The organism is Helicobacter mastomyrinus, assembly GCF_039555295.1.
Lineage (GTDB): Bacteria > Campylobacterota > Campylobacteria > Campylobacterales > Helicobacteraceae > Helicobacter_C > Helicobacter_C mastomyrinus.
The window spans coordinates 1,197,412-1,216,950 of record NZ_CP145316.1 but is presented as its reverse complement, the minus strand read 5'-3'; the positions used below and the strand labels follow the sequence as shown (position 1 = coordinate 1,216,950).

Below are 19,539 nucleotides of genomic sequence, written 5' to 3'. Positions count from 1 at the left end.
ATGGGAGTGATGTAAAAGCTGTGCTAGATGACGGGCAAGGTGCGACACTTTTTGGCTTTGGTGAGGGCACGGGTGATAACGCAGCCATTGAGGCAATGCGTATGGCAATAGAATCTAGTAAATGTATTATGCAAGGGGCTAAAGGTGTGTTAATAAACTTTGAAACGCACCCTGATTGCCCGATGAATACACTTAATGACGCAATGGAAATGGTGCATTTATCAGTTGATGAAAATGCAAATGTGCTAATGGGAATGAACACACGTGATAATATTCCAGCAGATTATGTGAGTGTTATTATCTTGGCAAAACATCAGCCTTTATCTTTCACATATACAAAACAGATTTAGTTTTTAGGATTTATCCGGGTAAAACACCGCCTTAAATTTAAAAAGCGATTAGTATAGCCTCATTTATATCTAAAAGCTCTTTTATATTGATTAATTAACTCGCCTTTTTGTTTGTTTGGCTACAATCTATCTTAATCGCTTTGCCTTATTTGTGCTATGGAAATAAAATCATTATTTGGAGACTCTAATGAAGCTTTTAGATAATCTCACACTTTTAAGAATCTGCATTATTTTAATCCTACTTAATACCATTATTTTGCTTGGCTCGCAATATTATGTCTATACCAAACATTGGGATTTATACTGGTTTAGCTCGTTTTTTTATCGCGAGTTATTACTTTGTGTGAGCTATTTTTGCATCTTTTGGATTCTCTCTTTGCTTCCGCACTCTCTTGGCAAAGCAATAGCTTGGATTATATTTAGCATAAGCCTTGTGTGCTTTATTATTGATGTATTTTTACTCTATACATTTGATACTAATCTCAATTCCTATCTTGTCATTGTCGCATTAGAAACTAATCCGCAGGAGAGCGCGGAATTTCTCCATAACTATGTGAGTGTAGGGCTATGTGTGCTGTATGTGTGTTTCACTCTTGTGTGTGCTGTGCTATGGCGGTGTATTAAGCCTATTCAACAAACGCGTAGGAGGATAAAGGGCATTCTTATATGGCTTATTGTAAGCATTGGAATCCTCCTTAGTATGGCACTTACACACACAAAGCCACTCAATGAGGATTGGCACGATATGCTCTATAACTACACCAGACAGATTTACCGCGCCCTGCATAGCACCTATACCTTTATGGAGGAATACAAAACCCTCAATGCCAAGTTTGAATCCCTCTCTGCACAACTCCAAGTCAAAAAAGCAAAAAATCATATAGAAAATATCGTGCTCGTCATAGGAGAATCCACCCAAAGAAACAAACTTAGCCTTTATGGTTATCCATTGCCTACTACACCATTATTAAATACTCTAAAAACAAATAATCCTAAGAATCTCCTTATTTTTAATGATGTTATCTCCCCTCACGCTCAAACTCACGAATCCCTCTCCCTCTCCCTTACCCTAGCTAATCAAGATTCACAAGGAATCCCTACTACAAACACAAAAGCAAAGCAGACAATAAAACCTTGGTATGAATCTCTTAATATCATCGATGCTTTCAAACTAGGAGGCTATCATACTTTTAGTATTTCTAATCAAGAGCCCGTATCTCTCTTTGGTAATGCTGCAGCAAGTATCCTTAAACGCGCCAATGAAGTGGAATTTGTGAATATCAATGACAAAATGAGCACGACTAAGTTTGATGAGAGCATTTTAGAATTGCTTGATGAGAGCTTGAAGCAGCCAGCCTATGCAGACTCTAAGCAGCATTTTTATGCCCTGCATTTGATGGGCAATCACGCAAAATATTATAATCGCTATCCGCTTGAGTTTGCGCATTTCACCCAGCAGGATATGCTTTGCACGCAGCATAATAGCGGAGATTCTATCAGTGGTGGCAGTATAGAGGAGAATATGCACTATGATAATGCCACGCTTTATGGCGATTTTATCTTAAGTGAAATCATTAAGCGATTTGCTACGAGTGATAGCCTTGTGCTATATTTTAGCGATCACGGCGAGGAAGTGTATGATTTTAGAAATTTTATCGGGCATAGTGATTCTAAAATCTCTCGTTTTATGGTGGAAATTCCCTTTATCATCTATGTGAGCGATACCTTTATACAAAAGCACCCAGCATTATATAAAAAACTGCAAAAAGCACAGAATCAACGCTATATGAGCGATGATTTGATCCACACATTGCTTGATATAGCAGGTATCACATTGAAAGGCTATGAGCCTCAAAGGAGCATAATAAGTAGCAATAAGACATTTTTAAACAAAAGAGCGCGTAAAGTGGGAGCAAAAGACAATGTCAAAGATTATGATAAGGATTTAAAATCCCAGCAAAGCTATATAGAACAAGGGCTATGCAGACAATAGCAGAGCTTTAAGGTTATGTAATGAGCTCAAAATATGGGTTTTATAAGTTGATTTCTATCCGCTTTCTCGCTTAGCTATCGTGATGCAAAACATCTGGAAAAAAGAGGGCAGTTTCGAGGATATACCTCTCACCTCCGCCGATGTTGCAAGTGTGGATAGGGTGAGGCTCTCTCCCTGATTGCAAAAAGATGTAATCCTGTAAAGGTAAAAAGCGGAGGCTTTATTCTTTTTTGGGCTAGGGAGAGGGAAACCTTTTTTTGTCCTTACAGGATTTCATCTTTTTGCAATAAATAAAGAATCTAAAAGTATTAAGATAAAAATATCTTTTGAGATACTAAATATCAAGCAAAACCCATCAATTTCACTCCCTTATCACAAACGCTAAAAACGCAAAATCAATAAGTCAAAAGAAACACCCCAAAAGCTTTGAGTCATAAAAGATTGAAGCCTTTTGCTTAGCATAATCTTTTTTTAAATATTGATATTTTATGATGTGGCTTTATTTTATCTTAAGGAGCGCAGGTATGAAAATACTCATTTGTAATCTAGGCATTGGCGGGGGCGGAGCAGAGAGAGTGCTTATAGACTTTCTATCCTATTGGCTAAGAGAAAGTCAAATGGGGGGGGGGGATATAAACCCTAAAAGCGATATAGATTTATTCTTAATTGAAAAGAAAAAGCAAGATACGTATCTGCATTGGTGTGAGGAACATCTCCACAAAGTTTTTACATTTCCCCATATTTTTGGCAAAGTGCGATTCTTAAATAAATTTTGGAAAAGACGTGTGCTACGCAATCCTACATTAATTAATTATTTCATCAAAGAACAATATGATGTCAATATCGGCTTTTTGGAGGGTATCAGCACGATATATATTTCTCAAAAGCAAGGCGGCAAAAAGATAGGCTATATTCACATTGCCCTAAATGAAATGAGAGAGGGCAAACGCGATAAAGCCGAGCTTGAGGCATATCTCAGGCTTGATAGCATTATTTGTGTGAGCAATTATGTCAAAGATTCCCTCCTTAAGCTTTATCCTCAGCTTTCACATAAGCATATCGAGGTGATTTATAATCCCATTGATAAAGATGGCATTATGCAAAAATCTCTCGCGCACGATATTCAAAAGGATAACTTTGTCTTTATGCAAGTAGGGAGACTCACATACCAAAAGGGGCTTATCACACTTTTAGAGGCGAATAAAATCCTGCAAGACAAGGGCTATAACTACGAGATATGGCTGCTTGGTGAGGGTGAGCGATACAAAAAAGAATTAGATTCTATATTAGCGGCTCAAAATGTCAGCAATGTGCGCTTTCTAGGCTTCCATAGCAATCCTTATCCCTTTATGAAAATATGTGATGTGATGGTGCTTGCTTCATATTTTGAGGGCTATGGGTTAGTTTTAGCAGAATCCTGTGTGCTAGGTAAGCCCATCATCGCAAGTGATATTCCCACGAGCAAGGAGATTTTGTATAATGAGAATCTAGGCGAGTGCGGAATGTTCTTTGAGAGTAAAAATGCCTATGCCCTAACCCAAGTAATGGAAGCGATGTATAATGCAAAGGATACAAGGGAGAAGTTTGCCGCTCAAGCATTGGCACATTCTCAATCTTTTGATGTGGCTAGGAGCATTAAGCAGCTAGAGGGGCTTTTGCAAGGGTAGCGCCCTATAAGTTTTGTGCGCCTTTGTGAATGCTTATAGGCTTTTAATCTTTTTTAAGCCCTAAAGTGCAAAAGCGACTTTTTGCCGCGATAGTTTTAAGATAGATATTGTGATTAGATTCTAGCATTGTGCGGGTGCTTTCAGGGTGATAGAGATGATAGGCGATACCAGCAAATTTGAGCCGCCGCAATTCCCCACCATTAAATAAAAATCTCGCCACAAATTCGGAATCTTCCCTCCCCCAGCCCTCAAACGCCTCATTAAAGCCATTTATCGCCACACAATCACTCTTATAAAAGCTCATATTACACCCGCGAATGCCCTTAATAAAGTCTTTTGTATCAAAAAAGCAAGCTCTAATGCGCGAAGTGGCAAATACCATTTGAGAGAGCAAAGCAGAGCGTTTTGCCTTAAATCCCCCATATCTAAAGGCATTCTCAAAGGCATTCTCCGCCTTATTTGTGAGAATCTCCTGTGTGGTTTTCTCATCTAAAATCACGCGAGAGCCTTGCAAAAACACACCTCTTTTAGCATAGCGTAAATGGTCTTTCACAAAATGAGGATTAACTATCATATCGCCATCTAGGATAATGATATACTCGCCACGTGCGGCATTTATAGCGCGATTGCGGATTGCACTTAGGCGGAAGCCTTTATCTGCGTGCCAAATATGCCTTAGAGGGCAGGGGAAATGGGCTTGATAGGATTCTATAAGGGCTTTTGTATCCTCAGTGCTGCCATCATCGGCGATAAGCACTTCAGTAGGCAAGTAGACAAGATGTTTGATAGAATCTAAGACAATTTTGAGGGCTTCTTTAGCGTTATAAGTGGTGACGATAAGCGAGCATAATTGGGGGGGGGGCGTATCTTGTTGCAATTCATAGAGCTTCATATATTTGAAAAAACTCCCCAAACCATTGCAGACACTAATCACAAAGCCCTTATAGCCATACAATATACCCTTGTTGAAAAAATAATTACGAAAGAATGTCCAAAAGCCGTGAATAAGGGCTTTTAATGGGCTTGATTTTTTATGTATATTTTGCTCCGCCCAAAGACTAGAGTATCGCTGTAATTTATCAAGTAAATGCGCGATATTATCATACGCATAGTGCTTTATGCCACTTTGCAAATGCACTTTTTGCGCGTTTTGAGGGATTATCACGCTTTCATGCACAATATTGTCATTAAAGGCTGTGAATCCTTTGTGAAAGAGCCGCCACACATAGTCTGGATACCACCCACACGCCTTAATCCACTCGCCATTGTAAAGATTCTTACGTGGCAAGGCGTAGATACAATGCTCCTGCATAGAATCTTGCATTGATTCTATAATCTCAAAAGTGTGGGATTCTAGCACTTCATCGCTATCAATGCTAAGTATCCAACTATGCTTAGCATAGCTTATAGCTAGGTTTTTCAATGCCCCAAAGCCGATAAACTCGCTTTGATGAATCTGCACATTACTAAATGCTTTTGCAATCTCAAGCGTCCTATCCGTGCTGCCATTATCAAGGAGGACTATATCATCAAAGCCTTGCAGAGATTCTAAGCACTCTTTGAGCGTATATTCAGCGTTTTTGACAAGGATTGTTACACTTATGGGAAGTGGTTTCATTTAAGCAAACTTTAATGTGGGATTGTAAGAGGATATTGTAGCAAAGTTTTATTTATGATGGCTTAGCTAAAATTGTGGCGCAATACTCTTATGCAAGGCTATAAGCGCAAAAATCAAAGGCTATTCTACCGTGACACTTTTAGCTAAATTGCGAGGCATATCCACATCATTGCCTAAACGCACGGCAATTTCTAGCGCAAAGAGTTGCAATGCCACCATCATTACAAAAAATTCCTCCATATAGCTTTGCGTATGTGGAATCAAAATCATATCATCAACACCCTTAATTGCCTCACTACTCACCGCACAAATAGTTGCATCACGCGCACTTAGCTCCTCTACATTGCTCTTAATCTTATCAAAAAGTAGGTGTCTAGGCATAAGCGCGAGGGTGAAAAGCTCTGCATCAGCTAAGGCAATAGGTCCGTGCTTCATTTCTCCACTAGGATAGCCCTCTGCGTGGAGATAGCTAATCTCTTTAAGCTTCAATGCCCCCTCTAACGCAAGAGGATAGAAAATATCGCGTCCAATAAAGAAAAATCCGTGTCCGTGCAAATATCGCTTAGATAAGCGTTTGATATGTTCGTGTATATGAGAATCTACCTCTGTGATTTTTGCTGCATTTATCATTTGGGTAATATGCGATTTTAAGCTATCGGGCGCGATATGCCCACGGAGCTTACCTATATACACGCTTAGAATCCACAGCAACATTATTTGCGTGGCGAAGGCTTTTGTGCTTGCCACGCCCTTTTCAATCCCAGCACGTGTGAGCAAAGAAATATGAGATTCCCTCACAATAGAGCTATTATCGACATTGCAAATAGCAAGGCTTTTTAAGCCATTTTTCTTAGCAAGTTTGAGAGCCTCTAGCGTATCAGCCGTCTCTCCACTTTGAGAAATCACAATAAAAAGCTCATTTTTATTCATTACCGGCTGTGCGTAGCGAAACTCACTTGCAATAAGCACATTTGTTTTGATTTTTGCCAATCGCTCAAAGAGATACTTTGCGCCTAATCCCGCGTGGTAGCTTGTCCCACACGCACAAATGCTAATGCTTGTAATATCATCAAAAAAGTGAGGTTCTATCTCATCAAGGATTATATCCCCCTCACTTACGCGCCCCATCATCGTTTCAAGCAGGACTTTATGCTGTTCATAAATCTCTTTTTCCATAAAGTAGCGATAGCCCTCTTTTTGTGCATAAGACTTCGTGCCTTCCAGCTTTTTAGCCCCTTTAAGTGAGCTAAATGCACCCATTTTCATCACACCCATATCACCATCTTCTAAATACACGACCTTATCCACAAGCCCAATCAAAGGTGCATCAGAGCTTGCAAAATAAATTTCCTCTGTATGTGTCGCGCTTTTACCAATGATAAGAGGTGAGCCATTTTTCGCATAGAAAATACAATCAGGGGCTTTTTTAGTAATAAGCAAAATCGCAAACGCCCCCTTAAGCTTGGCAATACTCGCCTCAAAAGCTTTAAGGCAATCAGCCGTATCTTTAAGCTGCTCTTCGAACAAATGCACGATAACTTCTGTATCGGTTTGAGAAAGGAAGCAATGCCCCTTAGATTCTAAATCTTGTTTGATTTCTTGGTAGTTTTCAATGATTCCATTATGCACGACATTGCTAAAGGCAGCGATATGTGGGTGGGCGTTAGCTTCAGTAGGTTTGCCGTGTGTCGCCCAGCGCGTATGCCCAATAGCCACGCCAAAATTGCTAGAGCTAAAATCTTTACATTTTGATTCTAAAGCTTCGATTTTCCCCACAGCACGAAAAGTATATAGTTCATCTTGGCTTAGCACGGCAATCCCCGCACTATCATAGCCACGATATTCTAACTCCTTTAAACCATTAAGAAGGATTTGCTTTTTCTCATTATTGCCAATATAGCCTACGATTCCACACATAAGATTTCCTTTTTAGAGAGTGAGTTACGAAACTTTCCGCATTTTACTATAAAATTATTCATAGCTTTTTACACAAGCACAAATTGCTATAAACAAATCTCTTATCGTGGGAATTATGAATATTAGACTATGCCCTTAGGATTATCTAAGCTAAATGCCTTATAGAATTTGCGAGGGTGGATAAGCATAAAGTAAGAATAAAGGCATAGCAAACTCCATTTAAGCCCTATCTAAAGCATATTTGACTGCGTTAAGATAGCTTTGTAAGCTCACTTTAGAATCTTGCTTATACGCCTTATCATACGCCACGCCGTGATCTACTGAAGTGCGTAAAATAGGGAGATTTAAACTCACATTAATGCTCTCCTCAAAATAAAGTGCCTTTAGGGGAGCTAATCCCACATCGTGATACATACTCACAAAATAGCGGAATCTAGCGCGATTTAAAGGCGAAAAAGCACTATCGGCAGGATATGCACCAAAAAATATCTCCTTGCCTAGCTCCGCATTTGCCTCCTGCACGGCTAGAGTAATGAGACTATCCTCATTACCCATCACGCCCTCGTCGCCACAATGCGGATTAAGCCCCAGCACACAGCAAGTTTCACTCAGTTTCACTGCCCTAGCAAAACGTAATAAAAACTCTTTCACACTCTCCTTATTCACACATTGACTGACTTCATTTAAGGCAATATGGTCGGTAAAAAGTGCGACAAAGAGCGATGGACAGCCTAACATCATAATGCCTTGCGTTTGAAAATATGATGAAAGCGCGTGTGTATGCCCGATATATGTTATTCCTGCCTTTTGCCACGCTTTTTTATGGATAGGGAGCGTTACTAAAGCCTCGCACTCTCCACTTTGAGCAAGTTTCACACCCTGCATAAAGCTCTCATAGCTATATTTTCCGCTTTGTGCGCTTATGCAACTTGGCTCAATCAGATGTTCTAAATGATATGTAAAATCTCCCACACAAGCCATATCCAAAGATACAGGGCATTTTAAAAGTACTCCTGCAGATTCTAACACATCTCTATGCACACAATAGAGCGGCTCACACCATTGTGCAATATATTGATGTGCTTTTAGGGCAATTTCAAGCCCTATGCCATTGACATCACCAATGCTAATGGCTATTTTTGACACATTGCTTCTCTCATCTGTATGATGGCACGTTCGAGCCCTACAAATACTGCCCTTGCGATAATGCTATGCCCGATATTAAGCTCACTGATATGCGGAATAGCCGTAATAGCCCCAACATTTTGATAGTTTAATCCGTGTCCAGCAAAGCACTCCATAGTGCGCACCTCCGCGCTAGAAGTCGCTAGAATCGCACAATGAGCGATATTCTCTAGGCTAATGCGAATTTCATTAAACAGCTCATTTCTAGGGAGATTTATATCTGCGATACAATGATGTGTGTGAGCGAGATTGCTATAAGCCATAAGGTGCAGATTAGCATATCTGCCCGTGTGTAGCTCTACGGCATTTGCCCCTAGCTCACGCGCTAAAAAAATAGATTCTTTTTTTGGGTCGATAAAAAGGGCACTTGCAATCCCTACAGATTCAAAGGCTTTTATACTCTCGCGTATGCTATTATAATGTGCTTCTATATCTAAGCCGCCCTCTGTGGTAATCTCCTCTCTTTTTTCCGGCACAAGCGTAATGCGATGTGGCTTTAAGGCACAAAGATAATCGATAATTTTCTCATCAAGGGCGGATTCTATATTGACAGGCAGGGGGCTTGATTGGACAATGCGCTTCACATCGCTATCGTGAATATGCCGCCTGTCCTCGCGCAAATGTAAGGTGATTTGGTTCGCCCCGGCATTTTTTGCCACAAATACTGCCTCCAGCACATCTGGCTCATAAATTGCCCTTGCCTCGCGCAAAGTAGCGATATGGTCGATATTCACACCTAATTTTACCCTCATAAATGCTCCTTAGATTCTATCGTTTATTATTTTTCCATCGCAATCACGCCACTGCGGATAATCTCTTTAGGGTTGAAAGTTTTTATCGCAGCAATAAATTGGCTAATGGCATTGGGCTTGTCTGTGGCAATAACGATGATGTATTTTTCATTAGCATTAACAATTTTGCCATTATACGCCTTGCATAGCACTTCTATATCTGCTAAACGCTCACTTAAAGGAATCTTTACTAACACGGCTTCTTTCTCAAGCAAATCATCGTTTGAAACCACACTCACCACAGGGATAAGCTTATGAAGCTGCTTAATAATCTGCTCTATCACCACGGCTGAACCTTGTGTTACAATTGTAATGCGCGAGAGATTAGTATTAGGGATAGGTGCAGTAGTCAAAGATTCTATATTATAGCCCCTTGCTGAAAAAAGCCCTGAAATCCGCGCTAAAACGCTATGCTCATTAATCACATTAATACAAATGCTTTTTTTAAGCTCTTTGTGCTTTGTTTCCATTATTTGCTCCCTTTAGAACTATTTTTGTTTTTTATGAAGTATCATCTCGTGCAACGCCCCGCCCGTTGGCACCATAGGCAGCACATCTTCGTGCCTATCTACTATCACCTCAATAAAAGCTACTTTTTTTGCTGCTAGGGCTTGTTTTAAAGCATTTTCAAATGTCTCTTTGCACTCTACTCTAAAACCCACACCGCCAAAAGATTCTATAAGCTTAATAAAATCAGGCTGCATACTTAAATCTACGTGGGAGAAGCGATTATCATAAAAGAAGCTCTGCCATTGCCGCACCATACCTAAGTAATTATTATTCAAAATCACGCTCACAAGGGGGATATTATACTCCACGCAAGTCATTAGCTCTTGGATATTCATTAAAATCGAGCCATCGCCTGTAATATTGATAATATGCTTATCCTCACGGGCGAGTTTTGCCCCAAGTGCCGCAGGTAGCCCATAGCCCATCGTGCCAAGTCCGCCGCTTGTGAGGAATTGACGTGGGAAGCTAAAGGGATAGAATTGCGCCGCCCACATTTGATGCTGCCCCACATCAGTGGTAATTATCGCCTTATCGCCTAGCATTTCGCCGATTTTTTGCACGACCCATTGAGGCTTGATAGAATCTGTGCTACCCGTATAAGTGAGCGGATTTTGCTTTGCTAAAGTGTGCAAATACGCCTTCCACTCGGCGATATGCTCACTATTGTATGTACTAAGCTCAATCATCATATCGGCTAATATATGCTTCAAATCCCCAACTATGGGGAAATCCACGCTTACAATCTTGCCAATAGAGCTAGGATCAATATCAATATGCGCGATTTTCGCACCCTTAGCAAAATCGCTTAATCTACCTGTTACCCTATCATCAAACCTCGCGCCCAAGCACACGAGCAAGTCGCACTCACTCACTGCCATATTCGCCGCATAGCTGCCGTGCATTCCTAGCATTCCTAGTAGATTCTCATCATTATGCGCTAACACCCCACGCGCAAGGAGTGTCTCCACACAGGGAATCCCTGTGCGATGGGCTAACTCCCGCACATCTTCACCCGCATTAGAGAGAATCGCCCCGCCCCCGATATACAAAAGCGGCTTTTTAGCGCATATAAGGGCTTCACAAAGCTTTTTGATTTGACGAGGATTGCCCTTAATCGTGGGCTTATAACTTTGCAATGTAATACTATTTGGATAGGTAAATTCTCCTAATGTGCCTGTAATATCCTTTGGAATATCCACCAGCACGGGACCCTGACGCCCACTTTTAGCGATATAAAAGGCTTCTTTCAAGATTCTAGGAAGCTCGGTAATATGCCGCACAAGGAAATTATGCTTCGTGCAAGGGCGTGAAATCCCCACTGCGTCAATCTCCTGAAATGCGTCTGTGCCAATTTGCGTGATAGGCACTTGTCCGCTAATAACTACTAGCGGGATAGAATCTGTATAGGCAGTAGCGATGCCGGTAATAGCGTTTGTAAAGCCCGGACCTGAAGTAATGATAGCCACGCCCACTTCTCCACTACTACGTGCATATCCATCGGCTGCATGCACCGCACCTTGCTCGTGCCGCGCTAAAATATGATTAAAATATTGTTGCTTGTAGATTTCATCATAAATATGTAAAACGGCACCACCGGGATAGCCAAATATGACTTTAACGCCCTCTAAATGCAAGGCTTCAATCACCATTTGTGCGCCTGTTAGCTGATTCATAAAAAACCCCCTTATCCTTCATTGTTGAAAAAGCTACATAATACCTAATTTTATTAAAAATCTACTTAGTGATTTTGCGAATTTTATTTTCTTAAAAATTATTAAACTTTGAGAATATTTTATGCTTGCAAATAATACAGCGAGGGTTCAACTCCTCAATATATGATTATAATTTCAAGGGTTTTTTATGATATATCAATATGTGCTACAATTGTGGGTTTTAAGCTTAAGGGGTAGATATGGATTCTTATGAATATGGTGAATTGCTAAAGACTTTACACACAAAATGCGAGAATATCGCAAAGATTCTCAATCCTCAAGCAATGCAAACAGAGCTAGATAAGATTGAATCTTTGCAAAGTGATGAGAGCTTTTGGAAAGACGCACAAAAAGCAGCGGAAGCAGCCAAGCAAAAGCGCAAATATGAGAGAATCTTGGGCAGTTTTAACGCAATGAAGCAAGAGCTTGATGACGCACAAGAACTCTATGAAATCGCTACAAACGAAGCAGATTCTGCTACATTAGAGCTACTTTTTGAATCCGCCTCTGCCCTACAAGAACATATACAAAAAAATGAAATACAAGTGATGTTGAGCGGGGAGAACGATGGTTCAAATGCGATTATTACCATTCAGCCCGGTGCAGGTGGGACGGAGTCGCAGGATTGGGCGAGTATACTCTATCGTATGTATTTGCGTTGGGGTGAAAGGAGAGGATTCAAAGTTGAGCTACTTGATTTGCAAGATGGTGAAGAAGCGGGAATCAAGGGTGCGGCGTTTATTATAAAAGGTGAAAATGCCTATGGCTATGCAAAGGCGGAAAATGGCGTGCATAGATTGGTAAGAATCTCCCCATTTGATGCCAATGCCAAGCGGCATACGAGCTTTGCAAGTGTGCAGGTAAGTCCCGAGCTAGATGATGATATACAAATTGACATCGAGGATAAAGACATTCGCATAGATACGTATCGCGCGAGCGGTGCAGGAGGACAGCACGTAAACAAAACAGAATCTGCTATTAGAATCACGCATTTCCCCACCGGCATAGTCGTGCAATGCCAAAACGATAGAAGTCAGCATAAAAACAAAGCCACTGCCATTAAAATGCTTAAATCCAAGCTCTATGAGCTAGAAATGCAGAAAATGGCGCGGAGCAGCGCTACGGATAAAAGTGAAATCGGCTGGGGACATCAAATCCGCTCCTATGTCCTTGCCCCCTATCAGCAAGTCAAAGATTTACGCAGTAATTACGCTACAAGTGATACTAATGGTGTGCTTGATGGAGATATTGATGCGCTTATAGAATCTGTGCTTATCCACCAGCATACACAAGCTTAAACAAAACCTTTTTCAAGTGCCATTTGATAATAATTTATCCTGTTTTGAGGTTTTTGAATCTTTCTAGCAATATGCTTTAAGGATTTAGTTTTTTGCTTTTTACAAGGGTGAGCGAGGTATATATTGCCAAGCTAATTTCAACTTGTATTTTAGCACTAGCCAATACTTGCGCATTTAAGCTTTTCGCCAGATTACCTACTCGCCCTTTATAAAAAAGAAACAAGAGAATCCCGCATTCGTTTGAAGTGATGGTTTGCTTAATAAGTATCAAAAAACCATAAATTTGAGCAAAATCTCTACATTTTCCTCACAATAGATTTAATATATCACTTTGCACAAGAAGCATATAAGTAATAGTCCCGCAGATAATGCTTAGCACGGGAATCTTAAAAGCAGTATGTATGCCTACCACCACACATACGGCGACAATCTCATTTAGCCCATAGGGATATTGGCTTAAATCCGTATCCTTAAGGCAATACACAATCAGCATAGCAATAATCGCACTTGGCAGCACTTTGCCTAAAAAGACAATATACGCAGGAGTAGATTTAGCAAAATCCAAAATGGCAGGAATCTGCTCAAGGCGGTATTTAGCCCAATGAGCGCAACAAGCAACATAGAATGATAGATTTCAGGCAACAAGGGACTTCCTCCTAAGGCTTAGCACAATGCAGATTCCTAACAACGCAGGAAGCAAGAAATGCCCCGAACCAAAGATACATAGACACACAAGGCTTATGATAATACCAATAAGTGCTGGAGTGCGCATAGCCTTATTACGCCATTGCTCGATAAAAATCACAACAAAAATCGCACTCATCACAAATTCTAAGCCCTTAGGCTCAAAGTGAAGATATTCACTCAATAATGCCCAAAGAGTGCAGCCCACCACCCAATAGCATTGATTCAAAAACGAGATAAAGAAATCAAACCATTGCCTATCCACTCCCACCTTTGGTGTCTTAAGATTTAAAAGTGCTAAAGTCTCATCGGTTAAGGAATAAATCATATAGTAAGATTTTTTACCCATTTGTTTAAAACGCTCCAGCATACTGATAGAGTAAAAAATTTGACGTGCATTAATCATTGATACAAGCAAGAAGCTCTCCCATAGCCCCACACCATTTGCCATAAGCCCAACAGCGATAAATTGTGTCGTGCCACCATAAATAACAATCGCCATAGCAAACGCCCAAAGTGCATTAAAGCCGGATTTTTGTAGCAAGATTCCAAACACAGCACCCATAAAAACATAGCCAAGCATAATGGGTATCGTATGCGGGAAGGCGTCTTTTAGTGCAGGGATAATGCAGGAGGGGCTAGGGGGCAGCATAAAAATTTGCTACATTTTTGTTTTCGCGCTGATCCCGAGCAGCTTTAGCCCAAGCGTGAGGCTATGGCTAACAACTTTAAGCACATAGAGATAATCATCTTGCTGTAGAGTTTGCAGGATTTTATGCGCATTATAGAATCCGTGCAGACTCGCAGCGAGACTTTTAAGATATTCGCATATTTTTTGAATCTCTCTATCGCGGAAGCTAGATTCTATCATTTGAGGGAGACAAAGGGCTTCAAACAAAAGCGCCTTTGCATCATCATTGAGGTTGAGGCTATCTTTTAAGGGTAGGTCACCCATTACAATCCCTGCCTTTTCAAATATCGTGTGGATTCGCGCATTGGCATAATTGATATAATACACAGGATTGCTAGAATCCTGCTTGTTTAGGTCATTGACATCAAATTCTAGATGTGTATCGGGCTTTTTAGAGAGGAAAATAAAGCGCAGAGCGTCCGCCCCGATATCTGCTACCACATCTTTAAGAAGGATAAAATTACCCGCGCGCTTACTCATTTTGTAAGGTTCTCCGCCTTTGAGAAGACTCACCATTTGAGACAAAAGCACTTCAAGCTTGCCCTCATCATAACCTAAAAAGTGAATAGCTGCCTTCACACGTGCAATATAGCCGTGATGGTCTGCACCCCAAATATTAATATAATGCGTAAAATCCCGCATAAACTTATCTCTATGGTAGATAATATCTCCAGCTAGATAGGTCGGTTCGCCATTTTCACGCACTAAAACGCGGTCTTTCTCATCGCTAAGTTGAGAGGAAGCTATCCATACTTTGCCCTCACTCTCGTAAATGCCCTGATGTGCTTTGAGGCTATTTAATGTGGCCTGCCATTGCGCATAGAGGACTTTTTCACTCACAAAGTTATCAAAGCTTATACCAAGCAATGCAAGATTTGCCTTAATCTCTTCTAGCATCGCATTCTTGCCAAAATCCGCCAATGTGGGGATAGAATCTTCACTTTTAAATATATCCTTTCCAAAGTGCTTTTCGCACTCTTTGGCTAAATTGATGATATACTCGCCCCTATAATAGCTCTCCGGATAGCTTACCTCCTGCCCTAAAATATGCTCTTGCGCTGCAAGGAGGATTGAAAGCCCTAGCATATCAATCTGCGCTCCCGCATCATTGATATAATATTCTGTATCTATCTCATAGCCTAGAAATCGCCCTACACGCGTGAGGCAATCCCCATATACCGCCCCTCGTGCGTGTCCTATATGTAGCGGTCCTGTAGGGTTCGCGCTTACAAATTCAATGAGAATGCGCTCTTTTGAGGCTGGATTCTGTACAGGTTGCGTGAGATAAAGCTTTGCTTGTTGATGTAAGAATGCGTGAGAGAGTGTAAGATTCACAAATCCATTGAGGGCTTCTACCCTTTCAAACGCTGCATCTTGCGATAATGCTTGAGCAATGTCTTGGGCTAGATGGATAGGATTTGTCTTTTTTACTTTTGCTAAGCTGAAGGCAAGAGGCGTAGCAAAATGCCCTAAATCCTTATTTTTAGGCTTCTCTAAGACAATAGAAACACCCTCATCATCTATTCCACAGCTCTTAGCAAGTATGCATTTAATATGTGAATACATTAAGCCTCTTGCTTTGTGGTAGTCTCTTTTGCACTTTCTTCTTTTGCTTGAGTTTGTTTAATGGAAGCATTTTGCGTATTTGTATCGTTATTAGCAGCTTCCTCCTCATCTTCTTTTATGGCTTTTTTAAAGTTTTTAATCCCACTGCCCAAGCCCTTAGCAAGTTCGGGAATCTTTTTCGCACCAAAAAGTAAAACAACTATAAGTAAGACAATCAGTAATTGCCAAATGCTAGGGGGTGTCATAGAATCTCCTTTATAAGAAATATAAGTATTATATCAAAAGAGTACAAGTATATGCTAAATGCATATAAATCGTGCTTAAGCCTCATTCTGCCATTGGTGGATAATCTCGCTAAATCTATCAATCTGCTGATATTTGAGTGAGCGAGTGATGGCGATAATAGCTTGTGTGGCGCTCTGTAAATCATCATTAATCAGCACATAATCAAAGTGTTGCAAATGCCGCATTTCATTATAAGCCTTTTCGAGGCGGTATTCTATCATCTGCATATCATCAGTTTTTCGCTCTATGAGGCGATTTTTAAGAATCTGCTTGTTTTTCGTGGTAATGAAAATAGATTTAGCAAAGTCCCCAAAATGTGCTTTAATGCTTTGATGTCCTTGCACATCGACATCAAAAAGCACGATTTTATCTCGCGAGAGAGCTTCTTGCACAGGTTTTAAAGAGGTACCATAAAAGTTTGTATGTACCTCCGCCCATTCTAAAAATACATTGTGTTTAATATCTGCTAAAAACTGCTCTTTACTCACAAAGTGATAATGCACTCCATCGACCTCGCCATCGCGCTTAGTGCGGGTGGTAGTGGAGATAGAAAAGTATATATCGGGGATAGATTCCATTAGGGCTTTTGTGAGGGTGCTTTTCCCACAGCCACTTGGTCCTGATATGATAAGCACCGCTCCCTTATTCATTTATTTTTATCTTTAAAGCTGATGTTGATGGTTACTTCTAGTCCATCAAGCATAGATTTGAAATCATCAGCTTGCAGGCTAGAAATGCTACTTTGGACAGAATTTGTGATAATGTTTTTAACAAATTCTTGTGATGAGGCAGCCTCTTTAGATTGAGCTTGAGGCTGTGCGGGAGCGATAGCTTCATCTTGGGCTTCTGTGAGAGAGGATTCAAAATCTGCGAATTCTTCCCCAATGGGCTCTTCAATGTCTTCCTCTTGGGGAAAATCAAGCTCCTCACCTAAGGCAAAAGCAACTTCTGGCTCTTTAAGCGAGCTAAAATCCTCTAGTTCATTATTTGGCACAGCGCTATCAAGGGCATTAAGGGCTAGGCTCACCTCATTGATTTGCTCTTTATCAAGCACAGGTTCATTGGTAGATTCACTTGATAGGACGTCATCAAGCGGAATACTCTCCACATCATTGAGCAAGTCATTTGTGAAATCCCCATCTCCTAAAAGTTCTTCATTGGGCTGGGTTTGTCCTAATATATTATTGATGTCCATATCCTCTGTATCCGCGCTCACATCATCTAAACTCTCGTCTCCATCTTTCCCTACTTTTTCCTCATCTATTGTTGCATCTGTTTCTTTTTCTAATGCTTCTTCATCTAAGTTATCTAAGCTTTCATCTAGGGCTATATTTTCCATTGTAGAAGATTCTAAATCAAGCACATCTGTGCTCTCTTCCTTTGCTTCTGTCTCCTCATTTGTATCTAGGTTTGTATCTAATGCTATATCATCGCTTATATTATCAAGCTCATCTAGGCTCTCACTTGATTCTGTTTGAGCGGTGTCATCTTGCGCCATTTCGGTCATATCCTCGATATTATCAGGGCTTGATTCTGTAATGTCTGCCATTGTTTCCTCGCTTTGCTCATTGTTTGGTGCTAATTGACTATCCTCTACTTTTTTTAATTTCTGGTTATCCTCCACATCTAAGGCAATATCATCTAAACTCTCGTCTCCATCTTTCCCTACTTTTTCCTCATCTATTGTTGCATCTGTTTCTTTTTCTAATGCTTCTTCATCTAAGTTATCTAAGCTTTCATCTAGGGCTATATTTTCCATTGTAGAAGATTCTAAATCAAGCACATCTGTGCTCTCTTCCTTTGCTTCTGTCTCCTCATTTGTATCTAGGTTTGTATCTAATGCTATATCATCGCTTATATTATCAAGCTCATCTAGGCTGCTTAGATCAAGTTCTGTATCTTCTAATGAGGTATTTGATACCTCATTACTTAAATTTTCAATATCAAGCCCCTCATTTTCAGCAGTGCCTGCTTCTTCTAAAGTGTTTGTAGTATTACCTAGTATATCAAGCGATTCTGTGAGTGTTTCTTCAGCGGGGCTTTCTTCATTTGGCAGAAGCAAATCATCAGAATCTGCAAGAAGCGAATCGATTTTGTTTAAATCATCATCAAGAGTATTGAGCGTAATATCAGCACTTGCCTGATGAGATACATTATGAGCACCATCATCTATATGCACATTACAACTTAACTGTGAGGTGATAATCTCAAGGATAGTTGTAGGCAAAAAAGGCTTTTGCACATAATCATCAAATCCATCAATACGTTTGGCGCCTTTATTATAAACAAGGCATTTGCGTGTGTCTTTGAGAGCTTCAAGATAAGTAGTTTTATCAAGCAAAAGACAATCATCATCAACGATAGCATAATCATATTTTAAATCTTTTAATTGGCTTGATTCTGTAATAATCTTAAGCTCTACGCCTGCCTTTTTAGCTGTGATTTCTACAAGCTTTTGGACGATTTGATTGGTGTTAATGAGCAAAAATTTCATAGAAGCTCCCGTTTTATTGCTTTTTTTGTGATAGTAACCTAAAATTATAGCCAAATCGATACTACAAAAGGAATAAAATGCGTCAAAAATTTAACAAAATATTAAAAATTTGCTTGATTATGGGGATGCTTCACACGATACATTTTGCAGAGGATAAGCTCTATATGCTACCCTATGAGCAAAAAGTAGCTTTTAATGCGCTCAAAAATGCACTTCAGGGCGCAAAAAGTGAAATAAAAATCAGCATTTATAGCTTTACATATAATGATATTGCAAAAATCCTGCGGGATAGCGCAAAAAGAGGTGTGAAAGTGCATATCATTTATGATAAGGAAGCCAATATGAATAATAAAACTTCGACGATTGGCTATCTTGCAAAATATAATAATATTTCAGTTTGTCTGCTAAGTGGTATACGTGCGGCAAATAAGCAATATTATGGCATTATGCACCAAAAAATGGCGATTATTGATAGGCAAGTATTGATTATAGGCTCGGCAAACTGGAGCAAAAATGCGTTTGAAAATAATTTTGAGACATTATTTATAAGCACCAATCAATCTTTTGTGAAAAAGGCATTGCAAAGCTATGAAAAGATGATGAATGCCTGCGTAGGATTCTAAATAAATCCTTGCGTGCTATAGCATTTCTTTGCGCTATTGTCTCTTGAAATACAAGACTCTTGCATAGCTTTTACATTTAGTGTATGGATTTTCACTTTGAAGGTGCGTGCTAAGGCACAATTTAGCCATTTTGTAAGAAATAAAATAGGCTTTGT

17 protein-coding genes are annotated in these 19,539 nt (G+C 40.1%); 5 read left to right on the top strand and 12 right to left on the bottom strand.

Annotation, left to right across the window (positions count from 1 at the left end; all coding sequences use genetic code 11):
* The first annotated feature begins 20 nt into the window (after nucleotides 1-20).
* The 3 genes from V3I05_RS06115 (at nucleotide 21) to V3I05_RS06105 (ending at nucleotide 4,010) form a co-directional block, all read left to right on the top strand.
* Nucleotides 21-350: a hypothetical protein gene (locus V3I05_RS06115; RefSeq protein WP_343352979.1), complete on the top strand. Its 330-nt coding sequence runs from the start codon at nucleotides 21-23 to the stop codon at nucleotides 348-350.
* A 187-nt stretch (nucleotides 351-537) separates the two neighbouring features.
* A complete protein-coding gene (locus V3I05_RS06110) occupies nucleotides 538-2,343 on the top strand; it encodes a phosphoethanolamine transferase (protein WP_343352977.1) in 1,806 nt (601 codons plus the stop codon).
* A gap of 524 nt (nucleotides 2,344-2,867) precedes the next feature.
* A complete protein-coding gene (locus V3I05_RS06105) occupies nucleotides 2,868-4,010 on the top strand; it encodes a glycosyltransferase (protein ID WP_343352975.1) in 1,143 nt (380 codons plus the stop codon).
* A gap of 43 nt (nucleotides 4,011-4,053) precedes the next feature.
* On the opposite strand, the gene V3I05_RS06100 is transcribed toward V3I05_RS06105, so the two are convergent.
* The 6 genes from V3I05_RS06100 to V3I05_RS06075 form a co-directional block, all read right to left on the bottom strand.
* Nucleotides 4,054-5,628 carry a glycosyltransferase family 2 protein gene (locus V3I05_RS06100; protein ID WP_343352973.1) on the bottom strand — a complete coding sequence of 525 codons (1,575 nt, stop codon included), beginning with the start codon at nucleotides 5,626-5,628 and terminating at the stop codon, nucleotides 4,054-4,056.
* A gap of 120 nt (nucleotides 5,629-5,748) precedes the next feature.
* Nucleotides 5,749-7,545 (bottom strand): glutamine--fructose-6-phosphate transaminase (isomerizing), encoded by a 1,797-nt coding sequence (gene glmS / locus V3I05_RS06095; protein ID WP_300447203.1) that lies wholly within the window; start codon nucleotides 7,543-7,545, stop codon nucleotides 5,749-5,751.
* 219 nt (nucleotides 7,546-7,764) lie between these two features.
* Entirely contained in the window at nucleotides 7,765-8,691 is a 927-nt protein-coding gene (pdxA, locus tag V3I05_RS06090; RefSeq protein ID WP_300447204.1) for a 4-hydroxythreonine-4-phosphate dehydrogenase, read from the bottom strand.
* Entirely contained in the window at nucleotides 8,679-9,482 is an 804-nt protein-coding gene (locus tag V3I05_RS06085) for a pyridoxine 5'-phosphate synthase (RefSeq protein WP_300447207.1), read from the bottom strand. Before V3I05_RS06085 ends, pdxA begins: the two co-directional genes overlap by 13 nt.
* A 26-nt stretch (nucleotides 9,483-9,508) precedes the next feature.
* A complete protein-coding gene (ilvN, locus tag V3I05_RS06080) occupies nucleotides 9,509-9,991 on the bottom strand; it encodes an acetolactate synthase small subunit (protein WP_295698791.1) in 483 nt (160 codons plus the stop codon).
* Between the two features lie 18 nt (nucleotides 9,992-10,009).
* Entirely contained in the window at nucleotides 10,010-11,704 is a 1,695-nt protein-coding gene (locus V3I05_RS06075; protein ID WP_343352972.1) for an acetolactate synthase large subunit, read from the bottom strand.
* 239 nt (nucleotides 11,705-11,943) lie between these two features.
* On the opposite strand from V3I05_RS06075, the gene prfB reads away from it, so the two are divergent.
* Nucleotides 11,944-13,041 (top strand): peptide chain release factor 2, encoded by a 1,098-nt coding sequence (gene prfB, locus V3I05_RS06070; RefSeq protein WP_295698794.1) that lies wholly within the window; start codon nucleotides 11,944-11,946, stop codon nucleotides 13,039-13,041.
* A 307-nt stretch (nucleotides 13,042-13,348) separates the two neighbouring features.
* On the opposite strand, the gene V3I05_RS06065 is transcribed toward prfB, so the two are convergent.
* The 6 genes from V3I05_RS06065 to V3I05_RS06040 form a co-directional block, all read right to left on the bottom strand.
* Complete coding sequence (locus tag V3I05_RS06065; protein ID WP_300449644.1) at nucleotides 13,349-13,606, bottom strand: branched-chain amino acid transporter permease; 258 nt, start codon at nucleotides 13,604-13,606, stop codon at nucleotides 13,349-13,351.
* Between the two features lie 69 nt (nucleotides 13,607-13,675).
* The gene (locus tag V3I05_RS06060; RefSeq protein WP_295698798.1) at nucleotides 13,676-14,377 is read right to left on the bottom strand and encodes an AzlC family ABC transporter permease; all 702 of its coding nucleotides are present in this window, start codon (nucleotides 14,375-14,377) and stop codon (nucleotides 13,676-13,678) included.
* A 9-nt stretch (nucleotides 14,378-14,386) separates the two neighbouring features.
* Nucleotides 14,387-15,982 (bottom strand): arginine--tRNA ligase, encoded by a 1,596-nt coding sequence (gene argS / locus V3I05_RS06055; protein WP_343352970.1) that lies wholly within the window; start codon nucleotides 15,980-15,982, stop codon nucleotides 14,387-14,389.
* Nucleotides 15,982-16,227 (bottom strand): twin-arginine translocase TatA/TatE family subunit, encoded by a 246-nt coding sequence (locus V3I05_RS06050; RefSeq protein WP_295698801.1) that lies wholly within the window; start codon nucleotides 16,225-16,227, stop codon nucleotides 15,982-15,984. The genes argS and V3I05_RS06050 overlap by 1 nt, the downstream gene beginning before the upstream one ends.
* Before the next feature lie 75 nt (nucleotides 16,228-16,302).
* Entirely contained in the window at nucleotides 16,303-16,917 is a 615-nt protein-coding gene (gmk, locus tag V3I05_RS06045) for a guanylate kinase (RefSeq protein WP_300447216.1), read from the bottom strand.
* Nucleotides 16,914-18,761: a hypothetical protein gene (locus tag V3I05_RS06040; RefSeq protein ID WP_343352969.1), complete on the bottom strand. Its 1,848-nt coding sequence runs from the start codon at nucleotides 18,759-18,761 to the stop codon at nucleotides 16,914-16,916. Before V3I05_RS06040 ends, gmk begins: the two co-directional genes overlap by 4 nt.
* A gap of 77 nt (nucleotides 18,762-18,838) precedes the next feature.
* Between V3I05_RS06040 and V3I05_RS06035 the strand changes: the two genes are divergently transcribed.
* Nucleotides 18,839-19,384, top strand: coding sequence for a phospholipase D-like domain-containing protein (locus tag V3I05_RS06035; RefSeq protein ID WP_295698807.1), 546 nt, complete (start codon nucleotides 18,839-18,841; stop codon nucleotides 19,382-19,384).
* Nucleotides 19,385-19,539: the final 155 nt, after the last annotated feature.